This is a genomic window from Nitrososphaera sp. (genome assembly GCF_013388945.1).
GTDB lineage: Archaea > Thermoproteota > Nitrososphaeria > Nitrososphaerales > Nitrososphaeraceae > Nitrososphaera.
This window is the reverse complement of sequence record NZ_JACAEH010000004.1, coordinates 310,369-334,524: the sequence shown is the minus strand read 5'-3', so window position 1 is coordinate 334,524 and position 24,156 is coordinate 310,369. Positions and strand designations below refer to the sequence as shown.

The window sequence follows — 24,156 nt, the reverse complement described above, 5'->3', positions numbered from 1 at the left end:
TTGCCTCTTCATTATGGCTTGGGCGCCGTCAGCCCTATTTAATTATAACTACACTGCGAGTTGGATGAATTCTGCGCTAAATGAAATACGGAAAAAGGGCGGCTAGACCCTTGAAAGGGCCTTGCGCTTGCTCTGGGCAACCTCGTCTTTGACCTTCTGCGCCATCGAGTCGCGCTCGGCCTTCAGGTCGGCCTTTGCCTTTTCGAAATGACTGGAAATATCGCTCATGCCTTTGCCATTGCCTCCTGCTCTGCTATCTTTTTCTTGTCAAGCACTACTTTAACCTTCTTGATCCTGACAAACTCCTCGCGCTCGCGCTCTTCAAGCGTCGCCTTGATGAAGTAGATGGCGTCCTGGTACTGCGGGATGATGATGTATTCAAGAGCGTTTATCAGCTTTTGCGTCCGCTCAAGCTCCTTTGCAAGGCTGAATATCGCGTTCTCGTATTCCGCGGCCTTGCAGACTGCGGGCAGCATGTTCTTTATCAGTTTCGACGCCTTGTCGACAGAGGCGTTTGTCTCTATGAAACCATAAGAGAGGTGCTGGCCGCCTTCGCGGGTCTTGACTGAAAGCGTCGGGATCTTGACATCAACAATCCTGCGCACGTTGACGTCTGTCTCCATGACGCTCGGAGTCGAATCTGAAATGGATTCAAGGGTCGTGGTGCCAAGGGTCATGTACGCGGTGTAGACGGCTGAATAGATCTCGCCCAGAGGCGACCAGATGTCTTCGCGGGCCTTGTTGGCCTCCTCTATCATCTCGTCTATCTTTTTCAGGAGCACTTCGCGCTTGTCGTCAAGGATCTTGTGGACCATCTTGGCGACCTGCATCGAGCGGCGTATCTTGATGAGCTCTATCTTGGTTGCCGTGACCCTTCTTGACGACATTACTTGCTACCCTTGTAGTATGCCTTGATGTGCTTTTCCTTGATCTTTGTCAGCTCGCCCTCTGGGAGCGTCGAGAGCACTTCCCACGCCCTGCTGAGCGTCTCCTCGAGGTTCCTGTTCTCGTCCGGCGCCTGCTTCAGGAAATGGTTCTCGAACATGTCGCCGGCGTCAAGGTACTTCAGGTCGGTTCCGGTCAGGCCGGCGCGCCCCACAATCTCTGCAAGCGCCCTGACTTCCTGCGCCCTTGAATACAGGTCGTACATCTGGTTGCCGACTTCGGCGTGGTCCGCGCGGGTCTTGCCCTCTCCGACTCCGTCCTTCATGAGCCTTGAAAGCGACATCAAGACGTTGACAGGCGGGTAGACGCCCTTTCTGAAAAGGTCGCGGCCAAGCACTATCTGGCCTTCTGTGATGTATCCGGTAAGGTCTGGAATTGGGTGCGTGATGTCGTCTGCCGGCATGGACAGAATCGGCACCTGCGTGACAGAACCGTTCTTGCCCTTTATCCTGCCTGCGCGCTCGTAGTTGTTCGCCAGGTCTGTGTAGAGGTAGCCGGGGTATCCCTTCCTGCCGGGGACCTCCTCTCTTGCCGCAGAAATTTCACGCAAGGCTTCAGCATAGTTGGTCATGTCTGTGAGTATTGCAAGCACGTGCATGCCAAGGTCGTACGCAAGGTATTCTGCTACTGTCAGCGCGACACGGGGTGTGATGATCCTCTCGATTGCCGGGTCGTCTGCAAGGTTCAAAAAGAGCACCGAGCGCCTCAGCGCGCCAGACTCTTCAAGCGAGCGCTTGAAGTACTGCGCCTCTGAATACTGCACGCCGATTGCCGCAAACACGACGGCAAAGTCTTCCTTGGTTCCGACGACTGACGCCTGCCTGGCTATCTGAGCCGCCAGTATGTTGTGCGGCATGCCAGAGCCGGAAAATATCGGGAGCTTCTGGCCCCTGACAAGCGTCAGCATGCCGTCGATGACAGACACGCCGGTCTGGATGAATGATGTCGGGTATTCCCTGCGCTCGGGGTTCATGGGCTCGCCGTTTACGTCGAGGAACTTGTCGGCAATGGGATCGGGAAGGCCGTCGTTTGGCCTGCCGAGGCCGTCAAACACCCTGCCCAAAAGCTCCTGCGAGACCGGCATCTCCATGGTCTTGCCGAGGAACTTGGCCTTTGTGCCGGTGATGGTCAGGCCGGTCGTTCCTTCAAAGACCTGCACCACTGCCTTGCCAAAGCCCACCTCGAGGACCTTGCCGAGCCTGCGCTCGCCCTCTGACGTTTCAATCTCCACCAGTTCGTCGAAAGAGGCCTTGGTGATTCCGTCTATTACCATCAGCGGCCCCTTGATCTCTGCTACCTTTGTGTATTCAATTCCAGATGTTGTTTCAGGCAACTACTTTTACCTCCTCACTCTTGCTGCTTGCGGAGCCCAGCTTGCGGAACTCCTCGTCAACCTGCTTGTCCAGGTCTGCAAGCCTTGAAAGCTGGTCCTCTGGTATCTCGAATTTCGCTTTCAAGAGCTGCGGGATTATCGGCATCGCCCTGATGTCTGCCAGCGAGACCTCCGACTTCAGAGCCTTCTGCGCCTCCTTGAAGAACTTGACCATCAATTTCACAAGTTTCACCTGTTTCTCGGGGCTGCAGTAAGTGTCTATCTTGTCAAACGAGTTCTGCTGCAGGATGCCAATCTTTATCATCCTGGCGACTTCGAGCACCAGCTTCTCCTCGTCCGGGAGCGCCTCGGGGCCGAGCAGCCTGACGATTTCCTTCAGGGTGTCTTCCCTCTGCAGGATCTGGTACGACTCTGCGCGAAGCTCGTACCAGTCGCCGCTGACGTTTTCCCTCCACCACTTTGCAACGTCTTCAAGGTACCCTGAATACGACTGCATCCAGTTGATTGACGGGTAGTGCCTGGAATACGCAAGCCTAGTGTCAAGCGCCCAGAAGGTCTTGATGAACCTGATGGTGTGCGTCGTGACTGGTTCCGTGAAATCGGCACCTGAAGGCGAGACTGCGCCCACAAGCGTGACAGAGCCTGCCCTGTCAGGAGAGCCAAGCGCCCGGACGCGACCTGCGCGCTCGTAGAATTCTGCAAGCCTTGACGCGAGGTACGACGGGTAGCCTTCCTCTGCCGGCATCTCCTCGAGGCGTCCTGACATCTCGCGGAGCGCCTCGGCCCACCTGCTGGTTGAATCAGCGACAAGCACGACGTCAAAGCCCATGTCGCGGTAGTACTCTGCCATGGTGACGCCCGTGTAGATTGAAGCCTCCCTTGCAGCGACCGGCATGTTTGAAGTGTTTGCGACCAGAACTGTTCTTTCCATCAGCGGCCTGCCGGACCTCGGGTCGAGCAGGTGTGGGAACTCGACGAGCACTTCTGTCATCTCGTTTCCGCGCTCGCCGCATCCGATGTAGACGACTACCTTCGAGTCGGCCCACTTGGCAATCTGGTGCATGGTGACTGTCTTGCCCGTGCCAAAGCCTCCTGGGATTGCGCCCGTTCCGCCCTTGGCAATAGGGAAGTAGGTGTCAATTACGCGCTGGCCTGTCACGAGCGGGACTGTCGGGTCGTAGCGCTCGGCATAAGGCCTCGGCTTGCGCACCGGCCACTTGTGGTACATTTTCAGTTCCACCTTCTTGCCTGCCTTCTCTGTCGTCGCAATCACGTGCTCAATGTTATAGTCGCCCTCCGGCGCAACGTCCGTTATTTTCGCGCCTTGCGCGTGGTCTGGCGGGACGAGTATGCTGTGCGTCAGAAGCGGAGTTTCCTCAACCGTTCCGAGGATGTACCCCGGGCCCACCTCGTCGCCCTTTTTCACGGACGGCTTGAAGTGGTATTTCTTCTTCATGTCGACCGGCGTGGTCTGGATGCCCCTGCCGATGAACGCGCCCGACTTCTCTGCTATCTCGTCAAGTGGCCTCTGGATCCCGTCGTAGATCTTGCCAATGACGCCCGGGCCCAGGAGCACCGACAGCGGCTGGCCTGTGCCTACCACCGGCTCGCCCGGCTTTAGGCCGGACGTCGACTCGTATACCTGTATGAACGCCACGTCGCCTGTCAGCCTGATGACCTCGCCGATGAGCTTTGAATCGCCCACCTCTACAGTCTCGTACATCTTGGCAGCGGCCATGCCGTCGGCCTTGACCGCCGGACCGCTGACCCAAACAATGCGTCCCTTTGCTACCATTATTCCTCGCCTTCCTCTCCTCTGAGCATGCGTGCAATGTTTTTCCTTATTAAAGGTTTGAGTCGCTCGATGCGCGAGTCAAGCGTGTTGTCAAACGACATGGTGCCGTCCGCAGATTTCACACGAATGCCGCCTATCGCGGTTATGGGCCTGTCAGACACGCTGGCCCTGAGCCTGGCGTTCTTTTTAGAAAGGTCGGCGACTATTTTCTTCACCAAGTCTGCATCGTTCTTGTTGCACTCGATTACCACCTCGTCTGAGGCCACCTGCGGGATGCTCTCCTCGACTATCTTGGACATGAGCGCCTGGTACGAGCTGTCCTTGCCCGAGTTTGCGAGCCTTTCTCTTGCCTCCTCAAACGCCCTGTTGACGTCGGTCTCTATCGTGACAAGCTCCTTGTTGCGGGCCGCAAGCCTGCTAGAGCCCACTATCTGGCGCTTCAGGTTCTCGGCCTGCTTGCGTGCCGACTCGATTATCTTGGTGCGCTCGCCTTCAAGCCTGCTCCTTGAAGATTCCAGGTTCTTCAGTGATTCCTGAAAAGCAGAATCAATTTGCGAAACAAGCTCTGTCTCCTTTTGCGATAAAACTTTGTTAATGGTTCGCTCTAGAGCAGAATTCGAACTCATACGGGTGAGGATGCCCGCCACACGTGATTTTAACCTTTTGCCAGACGTGCACGCAGTTGCTTTGCAAAGGCAGACATCTTTTCCATGTGGCCGCCCTCCCAGTAGACCTTGCCGCACACAGTGCACCTGAAAAACTGCGACCGGCGCTCAAGCACCCCTGCCGGCACGCCCCGGGCGTCCTTGCGTGCCACCTCCTCCAGGAGCCCGTTGCAGGCGGCGCACCTTGAGCCCATCTTGGCGTCGTCAAGCCCAAGCCCAAGCTTTGAGAGCACGTGCGCCATGTCCTCGAGGTCGCCGGCGCCCTCCACCAGGACGCCCCTGGCGCCGCGCTTGACCATCCTCTTGTAAAGCTCCCTGTCGGCTGTCAGTATTATCCGGCCCTGCTCGATTCCGCGGGCAAGCACCTTGTCGTCGTCTGTGCCGGCCAGGTATTCGGTGTCAAAACCGAATATGCGCAGCTTGCGCGCAAGGCTCCCCAGCATTGCGTCTGCCAGGAACGCTGCGCTAGGACGCTTCGCCGCGGCAGACCTCGCAGATGAACTGTTCTTCTTCATACTGCAATGAATCGGACCACTCGCCGCACTCGTCGCAGTAGCCCGAGACCATCCTCGCCGGCCTGGTTATGCCAAGCTCGCCCCTTATTATGGCGGCCTTTTCAGAGACGACGTCGATCAGGTCGGGCGTGACTGCAATCACGTCAGACGCGGAGATGATGCCGACGAGGCGGCCCTTGTAAACGACGCCGAGACGCTTGATGTTGTGCTTTCTTAGCAGGCGCGCGGCCTCGGTGATGCTCTCCTCGCTTTCAATAGTGTGCAGGTCCTGCATCACGTCCTTTGCCTTGAACTTGGAAACGTCCCCCCTTGCCACGCCGTTTACGACGATGTCAAAGTCGGTGACAAGCCCTACCGGCTTGTCCTTGTCCATAATCACAATGCTGCCTATCTTTTCTGACTTCATCTTTTTTGCGACACCGCTGACGCTGTCGCCCGGCGCGGCGGATATGACCGGGCTGTTCATGATGTCCCTGACGACTACGCGCGTGGTCATGTTTGCGTCGGCGTGCTCCCTGACTGGCTTTTTTACCACGGACGTGTGTTTACGCCGGTTTCTAATTATCTTTGCTGCTTGCAAACGATACTCGCGACTGGCCCGTGGGGAGCGCCCTGACAAAGTCGTCTAGAGGTATGCGCTTTATCGCCTCTGCCAAGACGTCATCCGCAGCCCCTACAAGCGCCGACTTGGCTTTTTTTGCAGCGTTCATCGGGTCCATGCCCCCCTGCAGCAAGACAGCATAGACGAGCGCGTGCTTTTTGATGGCGTCTTCGGGTCCGCAAGCAAGCGCCTGCCGGCCGTTCACAGACACGATGCCTACAGCAAGCCTCGCCTCTATCCCCTTGATGTAGTTCCTCTTGCCTTCGATGACAAACGAGCCCTTTGGCAGAAACTGCCCGGTGGGTGCGCCCTTTTTCACCTGCTCGGGAAGCACCCAGTACGCGTCGGCGCTTGTGAGGCCGTCCTTCCACGCCCTGCTGAATGCGACTGTCGCCTGCGCGACCTCTGCGAGGCTCTTTTCAATCCTGCCTTCCTGCGCCGGGCCGGCCGCGTTTTTCACGATGAAAAACGGCGAGCCGTGTACCTCTGCGTGGAAGACGACGTCGTCCTCTGTCAGGTGCTTGCGCACAAGCGCCGAGTTGGACGACGCGTCGCGCCCGCCTATCGCAAGGTGGCCCTCGCTTGTGACAAACCACCTGTAGCGCTCGTACCACTCTTTTGACGCCTGCTTTTGCACGACTATCTTTTTGTGGATTGCTGCAGTCTGGCTTCGCAGCTTCTCTATCTGCGCAAGAAGCTTTGCCCTTGCCTCCTCTATGGCCGCGTTTCCGCGCTCCATCTCTTTTGCGCGCCCAAAAAGCATCGAGCTCAGCTTTGCAAGGTTGTCCTGGAACCGTACAGCCTCGCCGGCCACCTGCACGTATTTCACGCCCTTGTCAGAGACTATCGAGGCCGAGTTTGCAGACAGGATGTCGTCGAGCTTGCCCTGCGTGTACGATGCCTGCATCAGCGCGCCGGCAAGCCTGCGTATCGCCTCGGCCTTTTGCATGACTGCCTGCTTGGCTTTTTCCTGCTCGGCAAGGTCGTGCTCTAGCACCGCAATCTGCCTGTCTATCTCGACTGTCTTTGAGCTGCGCCCGACGTCGAGTATCTCGGCGCTCAGGACCTCGTCAAGCGCCTCCATGAAGGTGGGCGCGCCCTTTGTCTCAAGTTTCCTTGCCTCGCCAGTTATTATCGGAAGCGCGTCAACGGGCTTGTTATCCTGCATAATGACTACAGGCTCGTGGTTTTTGCCCGCAGTCACGTCGTCGACAAGCGACTTTATCGTGGAATGCACCCTGCCCACCTCGTCGTCAGAAAGCGAGCCGGCAAGCCTCGACCCCTGTATGCCGGCCCTGGTCGCTACTTCTTCGACAAACTTTTTTGGCATCGACACGCCCCGGCCTATCCAGCGCAGCACGTCGAGGTCCTTTGACTTGTCCCGGAGCGACAGCAGCTCTGCCAGCGTCAGCTGGAAGACGTCGACGCCCCTTGACGGCGGGAACGCGTATTTCAGCCCGACTGCAAGGGTCCTGTGCCTGACCTGGATAGGGTTCAAGATAGCAAGTATCTTCATCTCCTCGTCGCAGATAGCGATGTTGCCGTCGCCGAAAAACTCGCACACTGCCACCCTCGCCTGGCCGTCGAGCCTGCGGAACCTTATCGACGCGATGCGCTCGCTCCCGGCCTGCTCTATAGACTCTATCTTGGCGCGCTCTAGTTCCGCTATCGCGGCGCCTTCAAGCCTGTTGTCTTCGACCAGCTTGAACTTTAGCTTTGTTATCCATATGCCCCTGACTGAGAGCACGAGTATGATGTCCTCCTGCGTGGGGTGGTGCAGCCTCAAAAGGAGCGAGTCCTTTGTCACGCCGTTTACCTGCGAGACGTAATAGCCGGAGGTCACCCTGGCCGCTATCTCGTTTACCAAGTAGCGCAGCTCAAGGCCGGAGAGCTCCATGCCACGGTAGATGCCCCTACGTCAATATTAATCGTCTACAAAACCTTAAATTGATTTGAGGCGTTGCACCGCTGTGTCTCAGGGCGACGACAAGAAGAACCCGATGGAGTTTATCGGCCGCATGTACGCGGTCGCGACCTTGCTTGCGGTGATAATAGCAGTCCCGGCAGTGGTCGTCGCGGTCGTGGCGCACTATGTGCTCCACACCGACACCATCATAACGCTCGGCTCGTCGCTTGTGGCGTTCTTTGTCTCGATGGGCTTTGGGATAAAGCTGTCCAAGCGCTTTGCAAGGGCAAAGGGCGGCGCGTGATCCTGCGCTCTCCCTTTCGGGAACAGTCTAGCCCTCTTCTTTGAGCTTTTTCCGGCGGGCAAGTTCTGCCTCGCTTGGAGTCTCAAGCCCGAAAAACCCTGTCTTGACTTCGCCTGCGCGAGCGTAAGAAGCGACGATGATGCCGTTTGGTGAAATCTCGCTCCCAAGTAGCTTGAACCCTGCAGGAATCGTGCCTTGCGCAAACAACCGCTTGCCGGTACCCAGAGTGACAGGGAATATCTTTAGCCAGAGCTCGTCGACAAGGTCGTGCTTCAAAAGCGTCTGGATAAGGTTGCCGCTGCCATGAACCTGTATTTCCGGTCCGTCCTGCTCCTTTATTCTTCTAATTCCCTCTGCGACATCGCCTTTTATCAACTCGGAATTGTTCCAGTCGAGCTTTGAGAGCGTCCTTGAGGCCACGTATTTCTTGGCGTCGTTAAGTTTGCCTGCAAATGGATCTTTGCTGGGATTTATGTACGGCCAGTGCGCCGCAAATATCTCGTACGTTTTTCTGCCAAGCAGCATGTCAAAGGGCTTGCTCAGCTGCTTGACCATCACGTTGCCAAGAAAATCATCAAAGTATCCGGCAACCCAGCCTTCGTGCTTGAACCCTCCGGTGGGATCCTCTTCACGCCCGCCGGGAGCCTGCATCACGCCGTCAAGCGATATGAAAGACAGGACGACTAGTTTTCTCATTTTATTTCCTCCTGTAAGCCGAGCTTGTGTTCATGTCTGAACTATGGTAATTGACATAAAAGGCATTACTTCCCAAGGGGACGGCAACTTCTCTGGTTCTGGAAAGGATCTGGAACAATGGTCAAATAACAGATCTGCAAAATCCAGTTGATGCCAAGCCTGAAGCACGTTGCGATGCAACTTTGCACGTGTACCTGGATAGAGATAATGACAGGCGCCGGGATTACGCTTTACATGCTGTACCTGCAAAACTACACGCTTGCGGCAGTCACAGTCGCTGCGTTCGGGCCGCTGATAGCGTTTCACTTTGCAGCAGACAGGATAAAGCCGGGCAGAAGCAATTGGCAGAGGCAGGGCAGGATAAGGATACGCTCGCTTTCTGGCAGGCAGTGGCCTCAGAACACCAGCTCGTCGACAGAAATGGCGCGGGCGCAGTAGCGGCACTTCAGGACCATCTTTTCCTTGTCTATCACGTCGATGACAGACTTGATGTCCTCGCCCGAGTTTGTGATGCACTTCAGGTTCGGGCACTTGAAGATGCCGGCGATGGAATCCGGGAGCTGTATCTTGCGCTTTTCGACCAGCTTGTAGTCCTTGATTATGTTGATGGTGGCCCGCGGGGCGATGAGCGCCAGCTTGTTGGTCTCGCTGGTCTCAAGGTAGCGGTTCTCCACTTTTATGATGTCCTTCTTGCCGTGCTTGCTTGAAGGCACGTTCAGTGCAACGGTGATGACGGTGCCTTCCCTGCCGGTGATGGCAAGGGCCCGCAATACAAAGAGCGCCTTTCCGGCCTCGATGTGGTCTATGACCGTGCCGTCCTTTATCCTGCGCACAAGGAGCTGGCTTGCCTCGGACATGCAGAAGCTCTGGCGGCGGATGATATATCTGCATATCGACGCGCAGAGACACGTAACATTGTGGCGCAAGATTGATTATTCCGTTCGGCCAAGGATAGGCGCAGTGGGACTGTTCAATCGCTGGAAACCAAAAGGCAAGATGTACAGCCTGAAATGCACGCAGTGCGGGGCAGGGTTCCTCTCAAGCTACAGCCTGGAGGCCCCGATATGCCCCAAGTGCCTGCAAAAGACAAAGTCGCTGGACTCTACCATAGACCACGACAGGACGTGCAGCAAGTGCGGGGCGACGGGCGTGATATACGGCAAGGACCAGTGCCATTCTTGCTATTTTGGATTCAGAAAGCAATAGTTAAGCAAAAGGTCACCGGAACATTACAGAACCAGATTAATTGTTCAAAGGGGAGAGTCGCGGCGCCGGCAACACAAGATCGACGCCGCGGAGGGAGAACGGGATGCTCGGGAAGCTTCCAATTCTCTCCCCTTTTGCTTATCATGAGCACAAGCTGAACTTAAAGTGTATGCTGGATTCTTCCATTTCCATCCATACAATGGCAATGGACGGCATTCACTGGCAAATAGGCAGGAATTGCATGAAGAGGAAAAAGCTTGTGGAGCGGGACAAGCTTATCCGAACGTGAAGGTGTAGATCTGGAAGCCCTCGCCTGCGACGTCGATCGTGAGCGTGTGCTGGCCGTACCTCTCGTGCGACACAAGGTTGTATAGCCTCTGCCCGTCTATCTCAAGCGAGCCGTCCTCGGCAATGTCCCTCCCTGCACCGCCTGCCAGGGGCTTGCCGTCCTCGGCAACCTGCACCTTGCCTGAACCGCCTGCCACGATGTTGACCGCCTTGGCGGAGTACTGGAGGACGATCTTGCCGGCGTGGCTCTTGAGCTCCATGTGGTCCGAGTTGTTGGCCCAGTCGCCTGACAGGTAGATGCGGTTTGCAAGTATCTCTGCGTCGTCTGCAAGCGTGTACGTCACCGTCTGCCCGGGCCTGAACCCGTCGGCGTTTCCAAGGGGCGCCCGGGCGTAAGCGTAGCCAAAGTACAGCTCGGGCGTGCGTATCTGCGCAAAGTTGACGCTCTGGGCGTCCTCCGGGTTTGCAGTCGACGTGTCGATGTCTATCGTCATGCCAATATTGGCGGCGCGCTCTTGCAAGAGCGCCTGTATCACCTTCTCGGTCTCCTCGTATTCTCCCTCGCCGATGTGGTCAAAGCGTATGAACCCCTCGTCGTCGACAAGGTATTTTCTGGGCCAGTAGCGGTTTTCATAAGCGCTCCAGGTGTCCCTGTCGTTGTCCTGCACCACCGGATACTTGATGCCAAACTTTTCGACTGCGGCCTGGACGTTTGCCGGGTTCTTTTCAAAGTCAAACTCGGGTGTGTGCACGCCCACAATGACCAGCCCGTCGTCTGCGTATTTCTCGTACCAGGCGTTCAGGTAGGGTATCGTGCGGATGCAGTTGATGCACGAGTAGGTCCAAAAGTCTACGAGCACGACCTTGCCCTTCAGGTCTGCAAGCGCTACCGGCCCGGTGTTGATGTAGTTGCTGATGCCGGCAAGCTCTGGCGCTGCGCGAAACTGCGACTTGTCCACCTGTACCCTCTGCCCGCCGTCGCTCACCGTCGAGGCAAACTCGCCGGGGTTGCCCGACGCCTTGTTCAGCTCGGGGTTGTTGAAGTAGACGCCAAATCCGGCGATGAGCGCGACCACGCCTATTCCCACCGCAAGCGCGCTCAGGTTGTCTGTGTTCATATCCCCCTCTCCAGGTTGATGATGTTCTCCGTAAGCGGGAAGCTGCCGATTATGGACAGCTGGTTTGTGAACACCAGCACGCCGAGGATTATCAGCACCGCGCCCATTATCGGGTTGAAATACTTCAGGTGCCTGACCATCTTGCGTATTATCCCCGTCGCCTGTGAAAAGAACGCGCCTGTTATCAGAAACGGCACGCCGAGGCCGAGCGCGTATGCAAGAAGCGAATTGTACGCCGCGCCGGGCGACGTAGCGGCAAGCGTCAGCGTGCTTCCAAGTATCGGCCCGACGCACGGGGTCCAGCCTGAGGCAAACGCGGCGCCGAACACAAACGACGTGAGGTACGTGGTCTTGAACCTCGGGAGGTTTGTCATGCGCCGCTCAAAGTTGAGCTGCCTGAACTTTGTAGACAGTATCAGGTAGGCGCCGAACACAATGATGACGATGCCGCCTATCCACTGCAGCGTCCCCTGAAAGCCCGTGCCAACGTTGACGAGCACTGAATTGAATATCACGCCGAGCACGGCAAAGACCAGCGAGAACCCGAGCACGAAATACACCGTGTTCAAAAAGATGCTGAGCCGGGTCATGCGCTTGACCGACACCTGGCCCTGCCCCGACTTGTCCTGGTTCTGTACCTCCGAAAGCGTGGTGCCTGACAGGTACGACACGAACGCCGGCACTATTGGAAGGATGCAGGGCGAAAAGAACGAGCCGGCCCCTGCCAGCGCCGATACCAGGACGCTTGTCTCTACCAATTCAATGGCAGCTCGACAATTTTTGCACTTATACTTTTTTCCAGATCTGCACCAGATTTTTCAGCCTAGAGCGGCCTGACTGTGACCTTGAGGAGCGCGCCTATCCCGGCAAGCTCGGCAATGTGCACGCCTACAAAATACGGCAGGAGCGGCTCTGCGTAGAGTGGCGCCATGGCAAAATATGCGTAAACGGCTATCACGTTGTGGAGTACAAGCATGCCGGCAAAGAACATCAGCCCAAGCGTGAACACTGCCTTGGTGTTGGCGTAAATCCGGCCGTACATCGCAAGGAGCACTGCAAGTACCGCAATGTTTACCAGGCTTACCGCCGCGCTGACGTCCATCAGCATCGCCATGTACATGGAAAGCGGGGTCGGCTGGTCTTATTTACTTTTTTCCAGATTAGATCCGCTTTTTGGTCTTTTTCTCGATTGCGGCCTTGACCTCTTCAAACGCCCCGATGTTGTGCTCGAGGTAGTTTGATATGAAGTAGAGCACGCCGTACTTTTCGCCCGTCTTTGTGACCATGTTGTTCTTTTCAAGCACGCTCATGTGGTGCTGGATGGCCTTGTAGTCAAGCCCCATCACCTCAGCAAGCTGGTTCGTGTTGTACGGCTGTTCCTTGAGCAGGTTGATTATCCTTATCCTGTTCTCGCCGCCCCGCGAGCCGGCAAAAAGGAACCAGAGCAGCCGCCTGGCGTCGGGGTCGGTCATCCACACTTGAGCACATTTGCAGAGAATTTAAACTTGCTATGCCTTCTTTTTTCCTGCTTCTTTCTCTTCTCAAGCTCCTTGGCGTCTGCCCGCAGGTTCATGGCGACTATGACGTACTCGGGATATTTCTTGAAAAGCGCCCCAAAGTCCAGGCATTCCTCGTGGTGCTTTAATTCAAGGACGCCTATCCTTGCAAAGTTCTCGTCGCGCTTTTCCATGGTGTCAATCCTCAGTATCTTTTTGGGAAGTATGCTGTTCTCGTACGGCATGAACCTCATGCCCTCAGGCGAGGTCTCTATCTTGTCCCCAAAGATGTTCAGGTTCTCGTCGTCTTCTTTCATCAGCTTTATCGAATAGTGGTATTTTGGGTCTATCGGCTTGTAGCAGAAGAAGCACGGGAATACCTCCCTATTCAGGTTCAGGCTATCAAAGAGGCCCAACGGATAAAATTATCTGGAAAACTTCCATATAAGCGGGTCGCTAGCCCGTCTCATCCTAACCAGATTTACCACAACTACATGCGGGAGCATGAGGGGCTAGACGGAAAGACACCTGCGGAAAGTGCGGGGATTAAGATTGAAGGGCGAAACAAGTGGATAACCGTCATACAAAATGCCAGCAATCAGAAAAGAGCGCTTTCATAGTTGCAAGAAACGTATGTCACTGCAATACAATGCATACGCCCCTCTTAATATCCACACTACAGCACCAGACACGAATGGGAGAGCTGGAATCGTGGACTTTGGACTGCATAAAGAAATTCTCTAACATGGATGTTGACTATCTACTCGACCTGTTCGATGACGATGCAACCGTTTACGAACCATTCAGCTCTACAGGAGTTGTAAGCGGGCATGCAGAGATCGAATCGTTTCTCAAAGTGTTCTGCAAATACAGCAGCTTTGTGACAGACATGAGATCCGTCAAGGTTTCAACAATGAAGAACGCACCAAATTCAACTACTGCCATTGTTGGGATAAAGAAGGGGTTCAACGCAAAATTCGTACTCGACTTTGACTTTGAACAGCCTGCTTCAGGTAAGAAGAAGAAAATCAAGAAGCTAAGGATTCATCACCAGAAATGAACCGACGACTTGTTACAGCCTTGTCGAAGGGGCACACCCGACGGCGACGCTACAGCACCATCGTTAGCTAACCTTATATCCTTGTAAAATCTACACCAATACAGACAAAGGTTTTACGGCAGTAACGATGACGTCGGAACTTTTGTAGCAGAAAAAACAGAAAAAGTGAGAAAAATGACAAAGACGTTTGAAGAATTGGGTCTGAGCGCAGAATTAACCAAGGCGCTCAGCGAGAATGGATATGTAGCGCCTTTCCCAATCCAAGAAGCAGCTATCCCGCTTGTATTGGAAGGTAAGGACGTTATCGGGCAGGCGCACACAGGGACCGGCAAGACGGCAGCATTTGGACTGCCCATTTTGGCCCGCGTGAGCAACGAGGGCCCCGTCCAGGCGCTGGTGCTTGTGCCGACAAGGGAACTTGCGGTGCAGGTGGCAAACGAGATCAGCCGGTTGGCAAAGTACACAGGGATACGGACCGTAGCAATCTACGGCGGACAGAGCATAAACATCCAGATGGAGAAGATAAGGCGCGGCGTGCAGATAATAGTCGCAACGCCGGGCAGGCTCATCGACCACATCAAGCAGGGCTCGATAATACTTGACGACGTCAAGTTCGTCATCATGGATGAAGCAGACAGGATGCTTGACATGGGCTTTATAGACGACATCAAGTTCATCCTGTTCTACGTCAGCGACGTAAGGCAAACCTGCCTGTTCTCCGCAACCATGCCGCCCGAGATACTGAGGCTGGCAGAGGAGTACATGAAGGAGATAGAGCACGTCAGGCTCAACGAGGAGGAAGTCACGCTCGAGACCATAGACCAGTCGTACCTGGTGGTGGAGGAGCGGGAAAAGTTCAAGCACCTGTGCAACTTTATCAGGCAGAACAAGGACGCCAAGGCGCAGACTATAGTGTTTGCCGCAACAAAATCGCGGGCAGACAGGATAGCGTACCAGCTAAGGCGCGACAACTTTTCCGCAATCGCCATCCACGGCGACCTGACGCAGCGCCAGCGCGACAACGCCATGTTCAAGTTCCGCAAGGGGACCGAGGACATACTCGTCGCAACGGACATCGCGGCGAGGGGAATCGACGTGCCGGCAGTCGGCAACGTCATCAACTACGACGTCCCAGACGAGCCTGATGTGTATTTCCACAGGATAGGCAGGACCGCAAGGGCCGGAGCTGCAGGAAAGGCGATATCGCTTGTCTCGGCAGAAAGGATTGCCGACTTTGAGCGGATACTCGAAAAGACCACGCTTCCAATACGCAGGCTCAACGACGAGCTTGGAATCGCAGTCCCGGCGGCCCAGCCACGCATCGCAACTGTCGGCGGGTACCGCAGGTCCTATGGCGGCGGGTACGGCGGCAACCGCGGGTATGGCGGCAGGAGTGGAGGGTATGGCGGCGGATACGGAGGAAACCGCGGCTATGGCGGAAACAGAGGCGGCGACAGGCGCGGAGGGTATGGCGGCCACAGAAGGGGCGGCTATGGCGGAAACCGCGGCCACTACTACTAGCGGGAATCGTTATAAGTCCCGCACAACCCTTTTTTGTCATGTCTTTTGGCGTCGACACGCTTGGCGGGCTGTCTGAAAAGCTGAAGCAGCTCTCAGACGACACGCAGAGCATGTACGAGGCGTTCCTTGACGCCACCACGCTTTACAAGCAGGGCAAGATGAACGAGAAGGAGTACTTTGCCAAGATAGGCGACTACCTCGTCGCGACGTCGGCCATGAACTTTCTTGCCATAAGAGTCATCTTCGAGATAAAGGACGCGCTTGCAAAGGGAAGCTCGATAAAGAACCCGACAGGCGGCGTCGCGACCGGCCCGCCACAGCAGGCCGGCTTTGGCATAGGCGGGTTTGTGGGCGCAGGTGGAACTGCCGGGCCTTCTGCCGGCTATACTCTCCCGTCGCCCCAGGTCGAGCCCACGTTCAAGCCGGTGGACATCGAGCTTCCGAAAAAATCGACAAAGAACTGCATAATATGCGGCGCTTCGATACCGGCGCAGGCCAAGTTCTGCAGCAAGTGCGGACGCTCGCAATGATTAATACCGACTTTTTGTAACCGGTTGTCATGGCCAAGGTGTTCAACGGCAGGGCGGCAACTGACGACTACATGTCGACTCACTCGCTAACGTTCTCGACGCCAGAGATGACGCTCCGGAAATTCGCGCTGTGGCTCGGCGACCAGGTCAGCGCGCCCGGCGGAAAAGACCTTATGCCGCGGCTGATGACCTACGTGCAGGAAAAAGGCGCCAAGAAGGATGCAGAATTTGTGCCGGACACCGACGACACGTTTCGGCCCACCGGCGCCGTGACTGAAATGTACGGCGGAGTCTCGTCGGCGCCGCCGGCGCCGCTGTCACCCCCCAGGCTGACGCCACTTGACAGGGAGACTTTGGAGCCGGAGGCAAGGTTCTGCGTGAACTGCGGCCAGAAGCTGAAGGCAAACGCGCGGTTTTGCACAAAGTGCGGAAGCTCGCAGGGCTAGCGCTCTTCCCTTTCCTTCAGCGTGAGGTAGCACTCGTTGCAAACCGTTTTTGAGAACAGAAAGTTGAGCGAGTAAAAGAAGACCCTGCCGCACGACTCGCACGTCTTCATGCCGTTTCTTGGCAAGCGCTTCGGATAAACCTATAGCGAGAAATAGCAGTGAGCCGAAGGTTCTGCGTTGAAGATAGTGATAACGGGCAACCCGGGCACGGGCAAGCACACAAGCGCCAGGCTTGTTGCGAAGCGATTGAAGGCAGAGATTGTCGACATCAACAGGCTTGCCATTGAAAACGAGGCTGTTGCAAGCAAAACCGCCAAGGGGCTTGAGGTCGACATGAAAAAGCTCGGCAGGTTGCTTGCCAGCATCCTGAAAAAGAAGGGCAATTTCGTGGTGGTGGGCCACCTTGCGCCCTACGTAGTCAAGCCTGCGGGGATTGACATGGTGGCAGTGCTCAGGCGCTCGCCTGCGAGGCTTGAAGCCACGCTTCAAGAGCGCGGCTACATCAGGGAGAAGGTGAACGAGAACGTGTCTGCAGAGATACTCGGGATTTCGCTTTACGACTCGATAAAGGCGTTTGGCAAGCGCAAGGTGGCCGAGTTTGACACGACGGGAAAAGAGCCCGAGCAGACAGCCGGCGACATAATCGCGGCTGCGCAGAAGAAAAAGCCCCGGCGCGCCGGCGCAGTGGACTGGCTTGCTGTCATATCGGAAGAAGAAGTCCAGCGGTTCTTTGACTACTGAAACAAAAATTCGTATATATACAACCAAGCGAATGAGATTGTCATGGCAGCAGTTGTAGCAAGAAGATTTGGTGAAGAGACGCTTCAATTCGTGGGCAAGAAGGTCGCGGTAGAGACATCCGATAACAAGGTTTACAACGGCACACTCGCCGGTGTTGACGACAAGCTGGACGTGGTTCTGGACAACGTGGAGGGCCACGGCATCCTGAAGGTCATCTTGAACGGCGCCTTTGTAAAAGAGATACGCCTGATGGAAAAGCCGTTTGACTTTAGGGCGCTAGCAGACAGGCTTGCGCGCGTGTTCCCCGGCCTTGTCAAGATCCGCGAGGATGTCGGCGCCATCATCGTGATGGACAAGATAAAGGTCACGCAGTCCGGCGTAGAGGAAGGCACGGGCCTTTCCGCAGACAGGGTCAGGGCCATCTTTGACGAGTTTATGAAGGAGACAAAGAAGTAGTGTTTGAGGTCCGGTACACGGATCTTGCGGCCCGGATAGGCAGGCTCGAGACCCCCCACGGCGCAGTCGAGACGCCGGCTTTCGTGCCGGTAGTGCATCCTGTGAAGCAGACAATAGCCCCGCAGTTCCTGAAAAAGATGGGCTTTGACCTTGTCATAACAAACGCCTACATCACGCTCAAGCAGTACGGCGACGAGGCAAGAAAGAGGGGCATACACGACATCATCGGATTTGACGGCGCTGTGATGACAGACTCTGGCGGATACCAGGTCCTGGAATACGGCTCGGTGGAAGTGGAACCTGCAGACATGGCCCAGTTTGAAAAAGACATCAAAAGCGACATTCCTATCCCGCTTGACAAGCCCACCGGTTATGGCTTGCCGTACGAGCTTGCCAAGGAGTACGTCGGGACCACGCTTGCCAACTGCGACACCACGCTGCGCACTGTGGGCAAGACCGACGCGATATGGATAGGGCCGGTGCAGGGCGCAGAGCATTTTGACCTGGTGGAGCATTCCGCAAGGGCGCTTGACGACATGGGCTTTCAGATGATGGCACTTGGCAGTCCGGTTGAATTGATGGAGGCGTACGAGTTTGCCACGCTTGCAAGGATGATAGCGCACGCAAAAAAGGCGATACCCGCAAAGCCTGTGCACCTCTTTGGCGCCGGCCACCCGCTCACGATTCCGCTTGCGATAGCCCTTGGCTGCGACACGTTTGACTCGGCGTCTTACATGCTGTACGCAAAGGACGACAGGTACATGCACGCAAACGGGACGGTGAGGCTTGGCGAGCTTGCGTACCTTCCGTGCCAGTGCGCGGTCTGCGCCTCTTACACTGCCAGCGAACTGCGCTCGCTTGACAGGGACCGCAGGATGGTGGAAGTAGCAAGGCACAACCTGCACGTCTTGAAGGCAGAGGTCGACGCCACAAAGCAGGCGATAATGGACGGCAGGCTCTGGGAATACGTGATGCAAAAGGCCCGCGCGCACCCCAAGCTCATGGAAGCGGTGCAGCTTTTTGCAAACGACGAGTTTGGGTATCTTGCAGAAGGGACGCCTGCGTTCAAGGAAAAGGCGATATTCTTTTTCGACGCGATAGACCAGCACAGGCCGGAGGCGCGAAGATACAGAAAGCTTGTGTCAGAGTTTGCCTCTCGCAAAAAGAGCCTGGTGCTTTTCCCGGAAGGCGAGATCCACCCGTTTTATTCCACGCGGGGTTTTAGAGAGATTGCAAAGAAATTTCCAGGCGCGCAGATTGCCACCTACAACCCGTTTCTCGGCATAATCCCGGCAGAGATATCCGACGTCTTTCCGGCGTCGCACAACGTGACTGCGAGGGCGGAAAGGGACGTCGCGGATTACCCAACATTTGTCGAATCGCTGACAGGTTTTGTGGCAAATAACGGATTTTCAGATATCGTGGCAGTCGCGGACCCGTTCATGAAGCAGGCAATAGCAGAAGCAAAGCTAAAGGCCCGCGTCGAGGATTATTCAGACCACGTCATTGAGAGGCTTTAGGCTACCGTCAACACCGGAGGCCGCAAAAAGGCAGCAGGCAGAGCTTGCGAAAAAGGTTGTCGCCAGCGACGACTTTGGACAGATGGAGCTATTCTGCGGCGTGGATGTTTCCTACCGCCAAGGAATAGCGCACTGCGCGGCCGTCGTTGTGGACCGCCAGCTGAACGTAGTAGAGCGCGCCATGACAAAAAGCGCGGTGAAGCAGCCGTACATCCCGGGCCTTTTTGTGCTGCGCGAGGCTGGGCCCGCGCTACGCACGCTGAAAAAGCTAGAGCGCTATGACCTGTTGCTGGTTGACGGCCACGGCCGGCTCCACCCGCGCAGGTGTGGCCTTGCATGCTACCTTGGAGTCGCGCTTGACAAGCCGGCAATCGGCGTGGCAAAGAGCCTCCTCTGCGGCACGGTAAAAGGCGATAACGTTGAGATTGACGGTGAGGTCCTAGGTTATGTCATACAAGGCAGGAAAAAGCTGTACGTGAGTGTGGGTAACAGGATATCGCTTGAATCTGCAGTATCGGCAGTAAAGGGCCTGACAAAGAAGGGAGAGTGGCTCCCAGAGCCGCTCAGGCTTGCAGACGCCTATTCTAGGCTTTGACGATTATCGGTCTTTCTTCTGCCTTTTCGAGTTCGGGTTCCGGCTCGGCTGCCTTCCTTACCCTGTGCTTGCGCGGGACTTCATAATACATGTAGTCGCACATTGCGATAATTATCGACAAACGACTAGATAAGTTTTGAAAAAAGGAAAAAGAGAAAGAGTGGATGGGACGCTTAGCCTTCTTCCCAGCCCTTGCTGAACACACCGTTCTTGTGCAGCGGGACTGGCTGTCCTGGGGTGTATTCCATCGGCCTCATCCAGAAGATAGCGTGTGTTGGGCACACACCGACGCATGCTCCGTCGGAGATGCATCTTTCTGGATAGAACACGAATGCCTTACCCCTCTTCCATCCTTCCACCGGCTTGACCCTGAGTACGTCTGGACCTAGAGCGGTGCAGATTTCTACACAGAGTGCGCAACCGATGCATCTTTGCTCATCGACGTCTGGAAGTATAGCAATTGGCATCTGTTAAATCACTAAGCGATGAACACTGCTCGAAACTATTTAAACCCTGTGGCTTTCTCAAAACAGTGTTATAACTATCGTCAAACAACGTTGGAAATTTGAAAATCAAAAAGAAAGGAAAAAGAGAAAATAGTTTACTTGCCGCCAGTTCTCAGGACGTCGACCTGACCACTGTGCAGCCAGTCCTTGAGCTCTTCGTGGGTCGGCTTTGCATCGTGCTTGCCGGCCAGGTGAAGATGCAGAAGAACATAGTTAACCTGGTTGAGCAGTGGCTTGTTTGCCTCGTCGCCCTTGCGAGCCTTTGTTTTCAAGTCAGCTGGAACCGTCTTCCACCAGTCGTCGAATTTCCTAACCATACTGGACGTTTTACGGTAGCAACTTAATAAGCGTTTTGGGTTTCTTTAAACGGTGTTATGTAGTGGAAATCGACGTTTGCTGCGCGCCAAGCAAAAATAGGGAGCGCATGGTGTGCATGGTGTGCCCTTCAAGCTTGGCGATCTAAGGCAGGCTTTTTCTGCGTACCAGGATTTTCTGGGCAAAAATCCGCCGGCCCACCATTCGCGTTACATCTTTCCGTTCTTTGCCGGGTCGTATTTTGCATACCGAAAGGTCGACGTGAGGCGCGTCGCGGCTCTTGCAAAGTCAGTGAACGAGAACCCAAGCTATGTCGACGTCGGCTGTGGCCTGGGCGACTTCCTTGCCAGAGTGCGCGAGTTTTTGCCGCAGGCAACAGGGATTGAAAAAGAAGGCGGCATATTCGAGTTTGGAAAAAAGCCGGACTATGTACAAGTCGCCGGAGCAGAGCAGTGCCCGGCAGTCGACGTGGCGTTTGTAGGGTGGATGGAGCCCGGCACAGACTTTCGCCGCCACGTCGCAAAAGCTGCAAAGTGCGTCATAACGACTTTTGACGCCGGCGGCCAGTGCGGGATAAACGGCGGCTGCGAGTACGACGAGTTTGGGTTTGAACAGATAGCCTGGTGGCGCACGCCCTCGTGGATAGACGTCAACGCGGAGCTCATGAACAGATACTACACGCCCTCGCTTGCTGCCGAGAAAAAAGAGCAGCTTGCAAAGCTGCGCGGCGCGCACAATTTCTGGTACGTCTATGCAAGGCCCGAAATAGCAGGGCGCGTCGCGTCCGGGCTGGAAACGCATCTTGCAACTGAAAACGCAAAAGAAAGGTACGACTTTGAGTCTGTTCTGGACGAGTGTGGGTTTGGGTACATGGAGGAGCTGTCCACGCTCACCACCGCGAAAAAGCTCTGGGAAGTGATCTTTTAGTGCCGTTTTTCACCCAGGATCTCCGCAACGCAAGAAAGTCTCTAGAGCAGTACAGGGCGCACGCGGCGTCGCCCCACCACGAGAGGTACAGCTTTCCGTTCTTTTGCGGCACGTATTTTTCATACCGCAGGATAGACGTCAGGCGCACCGTCGCCATCGCCAGAGCCGTCGGCGAAAACCCAAGCTACCTCGACGTTGGTTGCGGCTACGGCGACTTTCTAAAGCGCGTCAGAGAATTCCTGCCTGACGCCGAAGGCATGGAAAAGGACGCCGGCATCTTTTACGGCCTTGGCATCGAAAAGCCCGGCTATATCGCAGTATCCGACGCGCACTGGATCAGCAAACGCTATGACGTCATTTTCGTGGGCTGGATGGAGCCGGGTCAGGACTACCGCGACCCAGTCGCAAAGAACACCGACGTCATCATCACTACTTTAGACCAGGGCATAAGCCTTGCCGCCGAGTTTGACGGCCACGGCTTTGAGCGCGTGGCGCGCTGGCGCACGCCTTCCTGGGAGGACGTCAACATCGAGATAATGAACAGGCATTACACAAAGATGGGCGAGCAAAAGCGGGCTGAGCTTGCGAAAATGCGCGGCGCGCACAACCTGTGGTACGTGTACGCTCGGCCGCGTGTCGCCGGCAGGGTGAGAGAGGCGCTCAAGGCGCATATAGCGCGTGAAGACCCGGATGACCGCTATGACTTTGAGGTGGTGCTTGACGAGTGCGGGTTTGGGTACATGCAAAAGCTGGAAAACCCTGCGGTGCCCGAGCCGCTGTGGCAGGTCAGTTTCGATTAGCAAGCTTTAAAGCGCCTTGAATGGAAATCGCAGCTGTAAAAATTGAAAGTTAAGGTTATGGGGGCCGCAAAAGAGGTCGGCCGCTCTGCTTTTCTCGCAAGCTGCAATGGAACGAACATACTGATGGATTACGGCGTGCTACTCAGGCGCGAGCCTGTTTTCCCGATGCACGTCAAGCCAAAGGAGGTCGACGCAGTGGTGATAACGCACGCGCACCTCGATCATTCAGGCTTTGTGCCGTCGCTCTACCTCTCGGGCTCGGCTGACATCCCTGCGCTTGCGACTCTTCCGACGTTTGAGCTGTCAGAACTCCTCATAGAGGACATGATAAAGCTGTCAGGGTTCTACCTGCCGTTTGAATACATCGACGTCATGACCATGCTCAAGAGCTCCAAGAAACTCCAGTACAGGGAGCCGTACATGGTCAAGGACGTGAAAGTGACTCTGCACGAGTCGGGCCACGTGGTCGGTGGCTCGACTGTCATCGTGGAGCACGAAGGGAAAAAGCTGTTCTACACCGGCGACATCAACACCCGCGGCTCGAAACTTTTGCGCCCGGCCGATTTGGACTTTGGTCCCATAGACATGATGATAATAGAGAGCACCTACTCGCAGGCAGAGCAGACGCCGCGCGAGCAGTCCGAAAAGGAGCTCGTGGAATTCTGCTACGAAGTGATAGGGCGCGGCGGCACGATGTTCATACCGTCGTTTTCGGTAGAGCGCGCCCAGGAGATAGCCTGCGTGCTTGAGGCCTACGATTTCAAGCACAAGGTGGTCATGGACGGCATGGCTCTCAAGGCAAACGAGATAATGGGCCGTCATCCTGCATACCTTCGCGACCCCGAGATGTTCAAGCGCGCAATAGGCGGCGCAGAGTGGATAACCGGCTGGAGCAGGCGCAAGAAGGTGGCAACCGAGCCGTGCGTCATCATTTCGCCGGCAGGCATGCTCGTCGGAGGTTCCGCGATATTTTACACGCAGGCGATAATGAACAACGAGAAGAACGGCATAGCGCTCGTGTCTTACCAGGGCGAGGGCACGCCGGGAAGGATGCTCCTTGACAAGCGCGTCGCCAACTTTGACGGCAAGATGCACAAGTGCTACGCCGACGTCAAGCGCTTCGAGTTCTCAGGCCACAACAGCCGAAGCGAGCTTTTCGAGATCCTGGACCGCGTGAAGGGCAACCCCAAGGTGCTGTGCGTCCACGGAGACGGGCCGTCGTGCGAAAAGTTTGCGGCAGAGATAAGGGAAAAGTACGGCTACGACGCGCACGCGCCAGAGCAGGGCGAGGTCGTAGAAGTGTGATAGTGAAAAACACCGACCCGTACAAGATGAAGAAGTGCACAAAGTGCAAGCGCGACATTGCGCTCAATGAAAAATACTTTGCATATCCCTTGTCGCTCCAACAGATGTGTCTGCCTTGCGCAAAGGAAGAGATCCCAAAGACGATAGAGTCGCTGCAGAAGGACCTTGAAAAGATAAAGTCTGGCTAGGTGCTCATTTCCTTCTTCAGCGGCGCGTTCTCTACGCCGCCTATCTTGCTTTCCGGGTTGATGTAGGTGTATCCTGTTTTCGTTATCACCTTGCCGTGCACCGTGCCGAACACTTCCAGGTCGCCCTTTTCGTTGACCACGTTGCCCCTCACGATGCCGGTGAGCCTGCACGAGCCGCCCCTGACAAGCAGGTTTCCAAGCACCCTGCCCTTCAGCTCGAGGTAGCCGGAATTGACAATGACGTCGCCGGCCAGCTCGCCTATGAGCATCCCGTCCTCGTCAAAAGTGACCGAGCCTGTACGCTTGCCGTCGATAATCTTCATTGCCTATACTCAATTGTGTCGGCCTTATCCGACATTAACAGGCAAGTGTATCGAA

The 24,156-nt window shown here is 55.7% G+C and carries 35 protein-coding genes; 16 read left to right on the top strand and 19 right to left on the bottom strand.

The annotated features are described in order from the left end of the window. Window positions 1-102: 102 nt before the first annotated feature. The 8 genes from HXY31_RS03555 to rqcH are packed head-to-tail and all read right to left on the bottom strand — an operon-like array spanning window position 103 to window position 7,751. Window positions 103-228, bottom strand: coding sequence for a hypothetical protein (locus HXY31_RS03555; protein WP_292639731.1), 126 nt, complete (start codon window positions 226-228; stop codon window positions 103-105). Next, entirely contained in the window at window positions 225-887 is a 663-nt protein-coding gene (locus HXY31_RS03550) for a V-type ATP synthase subunit D (protein WP_292639729.1), read from the bottom strand. Before HXY31_RS03550 ends, HXY31_RS03555 begins: the two co-directional genes overlap by 4 nt. Continuing rightward, window positions 887-2,278, bottom strand: coding sequence for a V-type ATP synthase subunit B (locus tag HXY31_RS03545; protein WP_292639726.1), 1,392 nt, complete (start codon window positions 2,276-2,278; stop codon window positions 887-889). The genes HXY31_RS03550 and HXY31_RS03545 overlap by 1 nt, the downstream gene beginning before the upstream one ends. Beyond that, window positions 2,271-4,073: a V-type ATP synthase subunit A gene (locus HXY31_RS03540; protein ID WP_292639724.1), complete on the bottom strand. Its 1,803-nt coding sequence runs from the start codon at window positions 4,071-4,073 to the stop codon at window positions 2,271-2,273. Before HXY31_RS03540 ends, HXY31_RS03545 begins: the two co-directional genes overlap by 8 nt. Then, on the bottom strand, window positions 4,073-4,699 hold the full coding sequence (locus HXY31_RS03535; protein ID WP_292639722.1) for a V-type ATP synthase subunit E: 627 nt from the start codon (window positions 4,697-4,699) through the stop codon (window positions 4,073-4,075). Before HXY31_RS03535 ends, HXY31_RS03540 begins: the two co-directional genes overlap by 1 nt. Before the next feature lie 29 nt (window positions 4,700-4,728). Beyond that, on the bottom strand, window positions 4,729-5,253 hold the full coding sequence (locus HXY31_RS03530) for a Mut7-C RNAse domain-containing protein (protein ID WP_292639721.1): 525 nt from the start codon (window positions 5,251-5,253) through the stop codon (window positions 4,729-4,731). Beyond that, window positions 5,204-5,788, bottom strand: coding sequence for a CBS domain-containing protein (locus HXY31_RS03525; RefSeq protein ID WP_292639719.1), 585 nt, complete (start codon window positions 5,786-5,788; stop codon window positions 5,204-5,206). The genes HXY31_RS03530 and HXY31_RS03525 overlap by 50 nt, the downstream gene beginning before the upstream one ends. A 22-nt stretch (window positions 5,789-5,810) precedes the next feature. After that, window positions 5,811-7,751 carry a ribosome rescue protein RqcH gene (gene rqcH, locus HXY31_RS03520; protein WP_292639718.1) on the bottom strand — a complete coding sequence of 647 codons (1,941 nt, stop codon included), beginning with the start codon at window positions 7,749-7,751 and terminating at the stop codon, window positions 5,811-5,813. 73 nt (window positions 7,752-7,824) lie between these two features. Here rqcH and HXY31_RS03515 point away from each other — a divergent pair, with 73 nt between their 5' ends. Next, window positions 7,825-8,064 carry a hypothetical protein gene (locus HXY31_RS03515; protein ID WP_292639716.1) on the top strand — a complete coding sequence of 80 codons (240 nt, stop codon included), beginning with the start codon at window positions 7,825-7,827 and terminating at the stop codon, window positions 8,062-8,064. Window positions 8,065-8,091: 27 nt separating this feature from the next. Here HXY31_RS03515 and HXY31_RS03510 read toward each other — a convergent pair whose 3' ends face one another. Continuing rightward, a complete protein-coding gene (locus HXY31_RS03510; protein WP_292639714.1) occupies window positions 8,092-8,760 on the bottom strand; it encodes a dihydrofolate reductase family protein in 669 nt (222 codons plus the stop codon). Window positions 8,761-8,910: 150 nt separating this feature from the next. Here HXY31_RS03510 and HXY31_RS03505 point away from each other — a divergent pair, with 150 nt between their 5' ends. After that, window positions 8,911-9,198: a hypothetical protein gene (locus HXY31_RS03505; RefSeq protein WP_292639711.1), complete on the top strand. Its 288-nt coding sequence runs from the start codon at window positions 8,911-8,913 to the stop codon at window positions 9,196-9,198. Here the strand turns inward: HXY31_RS03505 and pyrI are convergent. Continuing rightward, the gene (pyrI, locus tag HXY31_RS03500; RefSeq protein WP_292639709.1) at window positions 9,156-9,617 is read right to left on the bottom strand and encodes an aspartate carbamoyltransferase regulatory subunit; all 462 of its coding nucleotides are present in this window, start codon (window positions 9,615-9,617) and stop codon (window positions 9,156-9,158) included. The two genes, HXY31_RS03505 and pyrI, sit on opposite strands and share 43 nt — an antisense overlap. Before the next feature lie 19 nt (window positions 9,618-9,636). On the opposite strand from pyrI, the gene HXY31_RS03495 reads away from it, so the two are divergent. Both HXY31_RS03495 and HXY31_RS03490 read left to right on the top strand, forming a co-directional pair. Then, a complete protein-coding gene (locus HXY31_RS03495; RefSeq protein WP_292639707.1) occupies window positions 9,637-9,966 on the top strand; it encodes a hypothetical protein in 330 nt (109 codons plus the stop codon). A 40-nt stretch (window positions 9,967-10,006) separates the two neighbouring features. Next, complete coding sequence (locus tag HXY31_RS03490; RefSeq protein ID WP_292639705.1) at window positions 10,007-10,255, top strand: hypothetical protein; 249 nt, start codon at window positions 10,007-10,009, stop codon at window positions 10,253-10,255. On the opposite strand, the gene HXY31_RS03485 is transcribed toward HXY31_RS03490, so the two are convergent. From HXY31_RS03485 to HXY31_RS03465, 5 genes are all read right to left on the bottom strand, one after another. Next, the gene (locus HXY31_RS03485) at window positions 10,242-11,372 is read right to left on the bottom strand and encodes a thioredoxin family protein (RefSeq protein WP_292639703.1); all 1,131 of its coding nucleotides are present in this window, start codon (window positions 11,370-11,372) and stop codon (window positions 10,242-10,244) included. The two genes, HXY31_RS03490 and HXY31_RS03485, sit on opposite strands and share 14 nt — an antisense overlap. Further along, the gene (locus HXY31_RS03480; RefSeq protein ID WP_292639701.1) at window positions 11,369-12,130 is read right to left on the bottom strand and encodes a cytochrome c biogenesis protein CcdA; all 762 of its coding nucleotides are present in this window, start codon (window positions 12,128-12,130) and stop codon (window positions 11,369-11,371) included. The genes HXY31_RS03485 and HXY31_RS03480 overlap by 4 nt, the downstream gene beginning before the upstream one ends. A 65-nt stretch (window positions 12,131-12,195) precedes the next feature. Then, entirely contained in the window at window positions 12,196-12,492 is a 297-nt protein-coding gene (locus HXY31_RS03475; RefSeq protein ID WP_292639699.1) for a hypothetical protein, read from the bottom strand. A gap of 40 nt (window positions 12,493-12,532) precedes the next feature. Beyond that, window positions 12,533-12,844, bottom strand: a complete 312-nt coding sequence (locus HXY31_RS03470; RefSeq protein ID WP_292639697.1) for a winged helix-turn-helix domain-containing protein — start codon at window positions 12,842-12,844, stop codon at window positions 12,533-12,535. Then, window positions 12,841-13,284 carry a hypothetical protein gene (locus tag HXY31_RS03465; protein WP_292639695.1) on the bottom strand — a complete coding sequence of 148 codons (444 nt, stop codon included), beginning with the start codon at window positions 13,282-13,284 and terminating at the stop codon, window positions 12,841-12,843. Before HXY31_RS03465 ends, HXY31_RS03470 begins: the two co-directional genes overlap by 4 nt. A 278-nt stretch (window positions 13,285-13,562) precedes the next feature. Between HXY31_RS03465 and HXY31_RS03460 the strand changes: the two genes are divergently transcribed. The 4 genes from HXY31_RS03460 (at window position 13,563) to HXY31_RS03445 (ending at window position 16,425) form a co-directional block, all read left to right on the top strand. Then, window positions 13,563-13,928: a hypothetical protein gene (locus tag HXY31_RS03460; protein ID WP_292639692.1), complete on the top strand. Its 366-nt coding sequence runs from the start codon at window positions 13,563-13,565 to the stop codon at window positions 13,926-13,928. A 174-nt stretch (window positions 13,929-14,102) separates the two neighbouring features. Then, window positions 14,103-15,449: a DEAD/DEAH box helicase gene (locus HXY31_RS03455; RefSeq protein ID WP_292639689.1), complete on the top strand. Its 1,347-nt coding sequence runs from the start codon at window positions 14,103-14,105 to the stop codon at window positions 15,447-15,449. A gap of 38 nt (window positions 15,450-15,487) precedes the next feature. Beyond that, complete coding sequence (locus tag HXY31_RS03450; RefSeq protein ID WP_292639687.1) at window positions 15,488-15,979, top strand: hypothetical protein; 492 nt, start codon at window positions 15,488-15,490, stop codon at window positions 15,977-15,979. 29 nt (window positions 15,980-16,008) lie between these two features. Continuing rightward, on the top strand, window positions 16,009-16,425 hold the full coding sequence (locus HXY31_RS03445) for a zinc ribbon domain-containing protein (protein ID WP_292639686.1): 417 nt from the start codon (window positions 16,009-16,011) through the stop codon (window positions 16,423-16,425). On the opposite strand, the gene HXY31_RS03440 is transcribed toward HXY31_RS03445, so the two are convergent. Continuing rightward, window positions 16,422-16,550 carry a hypothetical protein gene (locus HXY31_RS03440; RefSeq protein WP_292639683.1) on the bottom strand — a complete coding sequence of 43 codons (129 nt, stop codon included), beginning with the start codon at window positions 16,548-16,550 and terminating at the stop codon, window positions 16,422-16,424. The genes HXY31_RS03445 and HXY31_RS03440 overlap by 4 nt on opposite strands. A 61-nt stretch (window positions 16,551-16,611) precedes the next feature. Between HXY31_RS03440 and HXY31_RS03435 the strand changes: the two genes are divergently transcribed. The 4 genes from HXY31_RS03435 to HXY31_RS03420 are packed head-to-tail and all read left to right on the top strand — an operon-like array spanning window position 16,612 to window position 19,737. Continuing rightward, the gene (locus HXY31_RS03435) at window positions 16,612-17,166 is read left to right on the top strand and encodes an adenylate kinase family protein (protein ID WP_292639971.1); all 555 of its coding nucleotides are present in this window, start codon (window positions 16,612-16,614) and stop codon (window positions 17,164-17,166) included. A gap of 42 nt (window positions 17,167-17,208) precedes the next feature. Next, complete coding sequence (locus tag HXY31_RS03430; RefSeq protein ID WP_292639681.1) at window positions 17,209-17,622, top strand: Lsm family RNA-binding protein; 414 nt, start codon at window positions 17,209-17,211, stop codon at window positions 17,620-17,622. Then, window positions 17,622-19,142 carry a tRNA guanosine(15) transglycosylase TgtA gene (tgtA, locus tag HXY31_RS03425; RefSeq protein ID WP_292639680.1) on the top strand — a complete coding sequence of 507 codons (1,521 nt, stop codon included), beginning with the start codon at window positions 17,622-17,624 and terminating at the stop codon, window positions 19,140-19,142. The genes HXY31_RS03430 and tgtA overlap by 1 nt, the downstream gene beginning before the upstream one ends. Next, window positions 19,129-19,737, top strand: coding sequence for an endonuclease V (locus tag HXY31_RS03420; RefSeq protein WP_292639677.1), 609 nt, complete (start codon window positions 19,129-19,131; stop codon window positions 19,735-19,737). The genes tgtA and HXY31_RS03420 overlap by 14 nt, the downstream gene beginning before the upstream one ends. A gap of 173 nt (window positions 19,738-19,910) precedes the next feature. Here the strand turns inward: HXY31_RS03420 and HXY31_RS03415 are convergent, their stop codons facing one another. Then, entirely contained in the window at window positions 19,911-20,204 is a 294-nt protein-coding gene (locus HXY31_RS03415) for a 4Fe-4S binding protein (protein WP_075055255.1), read from the bottom strand. 134 nt (window positions 20,205-20,338) lie between these two features. Continuing rightward, complete coding sequence (locus HXY31_RS03410) at window positions 20,339-20,560, bottom strand: hypothetical protein (RefSeq protein WP_292639666.1); 222 nt, start codon at window positions 20,558-20,560, stop codon at window positions 20,339-20,341. Window positions 20,561-20,681: 121 nt separating this feature from the next. On the opposite strand from HXY31_RS03410, the gene HXY31_RS03405 reads away from it, so the two are divergent. From HXY31_RS03405 to HXY31_RS03390, 4 genes are read left to right on the top strand one after another with little or no spacing between them, the layout of a single operon-like run. Then, a complete protein-coding gene (locus HXY31_RS03405; RefSeq protein WP_292639664.1) occupies window positions 20,682-21,485 on the top strand; it encodes a hypothetical protein in 804 nt (267 codons plus the stop codon). Further along, window positions 21,485-22,285 carry a hypothetical protein gene (locus HXY31_RS03400; RefSeq protein ID WP_292639661.1) on the top strand — a complete coding sequence of 267 codons (801 nt, stop codon included), beginning with the start codon at window positions 21,485-21,487 and terminating at the stop codon, window positions 22,283-22,285. The genes HXY31_RS03405 and HXY31_RS03400 overlap by 1 nt, the downstream gene beginning before the upstream one ends. Before the next feature lie 42 nt (window positions 22,286-22,327). Then, the gene (locus tag HXY31_RS03395) at window positions 22,328-23,590 is read left to right on the top strand and encodes an MBL fold metallo-hydrolase RNA specificity domain-containing protein (RefSeq protein WP_292639658.1); all 1,263 of its coding nucleotides are present in this window, start codon (window positions 22,328-22,330) and stop codon (window positions 23,588-23,590) included. After that, window positions 23,587-23,778, top strand: a complete 192-nt coding sequence (locus HXY31_RS03390; RefSeq protein ID WP_292639655.1) for a hypothetical protein — start codon at window positions 23,587-23,589, stop codon at window positions 23,776-23,778. The genes HXY31_RS03395 and HXY31_RS03390 overlap by 4 nt, the downstream gene beginning before the upstream one ends. Here HXY31_RS03390 and HXY31_RS03385 read toward each other — a convergent pair. Then, window positions 23,775-24,101, bottom strand: a complete 327-nt coding sequence (locus HXY31_RS03385; protein ID WP_292639653.1) for a hypothetical protein — start codon at window positions 24,099-24,101, stop codon at window positions 23,775-23,777. The genes HXY31_RS03390 and HXY31_RS03385 overlap by 4 nt on opposite strands. Between the last annotated feature and the right edge of the window lie 55 nt (window positions 24,102-24,156).

Coding starts and splice junctions, on each gene's coding strand:
- HXY31_RS03555 (WP_292639731.1), bottom strand. CDS start 228: ATGAGCGATATTTCCAGTCATTTCGAAAAGGCAAAGGCCGACCTGAAG.
- HXY31_RS03550 (WP_292639729.1), bottom strand. CDS start 887: ATGTCGTCAAGAAGGGTCACGGCAACCAAGATAGAGCTCATCAAGATA.
- HXY31_RS03540 (WP_292639724.1), bottom strand. CDS start 4,073: ATGGTAGCAAAGGGACGCATTGTTTGGGTCAGCGGTCCGGCGGTCAAG.
- HXY31_RS03535 (WP_292639722.1), bottom strand. CDS start 4,699: ATGAGTTCGAATTCTGCTCTAGAGCGAACCATTAACAAAGTTTTATCG.
- HXY31_RS03530 (WP_292639721.1), bottom strand. CDS start 5,253: ATGAAGAAGAACAGTTCATCTGCGAGGTCTGCCGCGGCGAAGCGTCCT.
- rqcH (WP_292639718.1), bottom strand. CDS start 7,751: ATGGAGCTCTCCGGCCTTGAGCTGCGCTACTTGGTAAACGAGATAGCG.
- HXY31_RS03510 (WP_292639714.1), bottom strand. CDS start 8,760: ATGAGAAAACTAGTCGTCCTGTCTTTCATATCGCTTGACGGCGTGATG.
- HXY31_RS03505 (WP_292639711.1), top strand. CDS start 8,911: ATGCCAAGCCTGAAGCACGTTGCGATGCAACTTTGCACGTGTACCTGG.
- pyrI (WP_292639709.1), bottom strand. CDS start 9,617: ATGTCCGAGGCAAGCCAGCTCCTTGTGCGCAGGATAAAGGACGGCACG.
- HXY31_RS03495 (WP_292639707.1), top strand. CDS start 9,637: ATGATATATCTGCATATCGACGCGCAGAGACACGTAACATTGTGGCGC.
- HXY31_RS03485 (WP_292639703.1), bottom strand. CDS start 11,372: ATGAACACAGACAACCTGAGCGCGCTTGCGGTGGGAATAGGCGTGGTC.
- HXY31_RS03475 (WP_292639699.1), bottom strand. CDS start 12,492: ATGTACATGGCGATGCTGATGGACGTCAGCGCGGCGGTAAGCCTGGTA.
- HXY31_RS03470 (WP_292639697.1), bottom strand. CDS start 12,844: ATGACCGACCCCGACGCCAGGCGGCTGCTCTGGTTCCTTTTTGCCGGC.
- HXY31_RS03460 (WP_292639692.1), top strand. CDS start 13,563: ATGGGAGAGCTGGAATCGTGGACTTTGGACTGCATAAAGAAATTCTCT.
- HXY31_RS03455 (WP_292639689.1), top strand. CDS start 14,103: ATGACAAAGACGTTTGAAGAATTGGGTCTGAGCGCAGAATTAACCAAG.
- HXY31_RS03450 (WP_292639687.1), top strand. CDS start 15,488: ATGTCTTTTGGCGTCGACACGCTTGGCGGGCTGTCTGAAAAGCTGAAG.
- HXY31_RS03445 (WP_292639686.1), top strand. CDS start 16,009: ATGGCCAAGGTGTTCAACGGCAGGGCGGCAACTGACGACTACATGTCG.
- HXY31_RS03430 (WP_292639681.1), top strand. CDS start 17,209: ATGGCAGCAGTTGTAGCAAGAAGATTTGGTGAAGAGACGCTTCAATTC.
- HXY31_RS03415 (WP_075055255.1), bottom strand. CDS start 20,204: ATGCCAATTGCTATACTTCCAGACGTCGATGAGCAAAGATGCATCGGT.
- HXY31_RS03410 (WP_292639666.1), bottom strand. CDS start 20,560: ATGGTTAGGAAATTCGACGACTGGTGGAAGACGGTTCCAGCTGACTTG.
- HXY31_RS03385 (WP_292639653.1), bottom strand. CDS start 24,101: ATGAAGATTATCGACGGCAAGCGTACAGGCTCGGTCACTTTTGACGAG.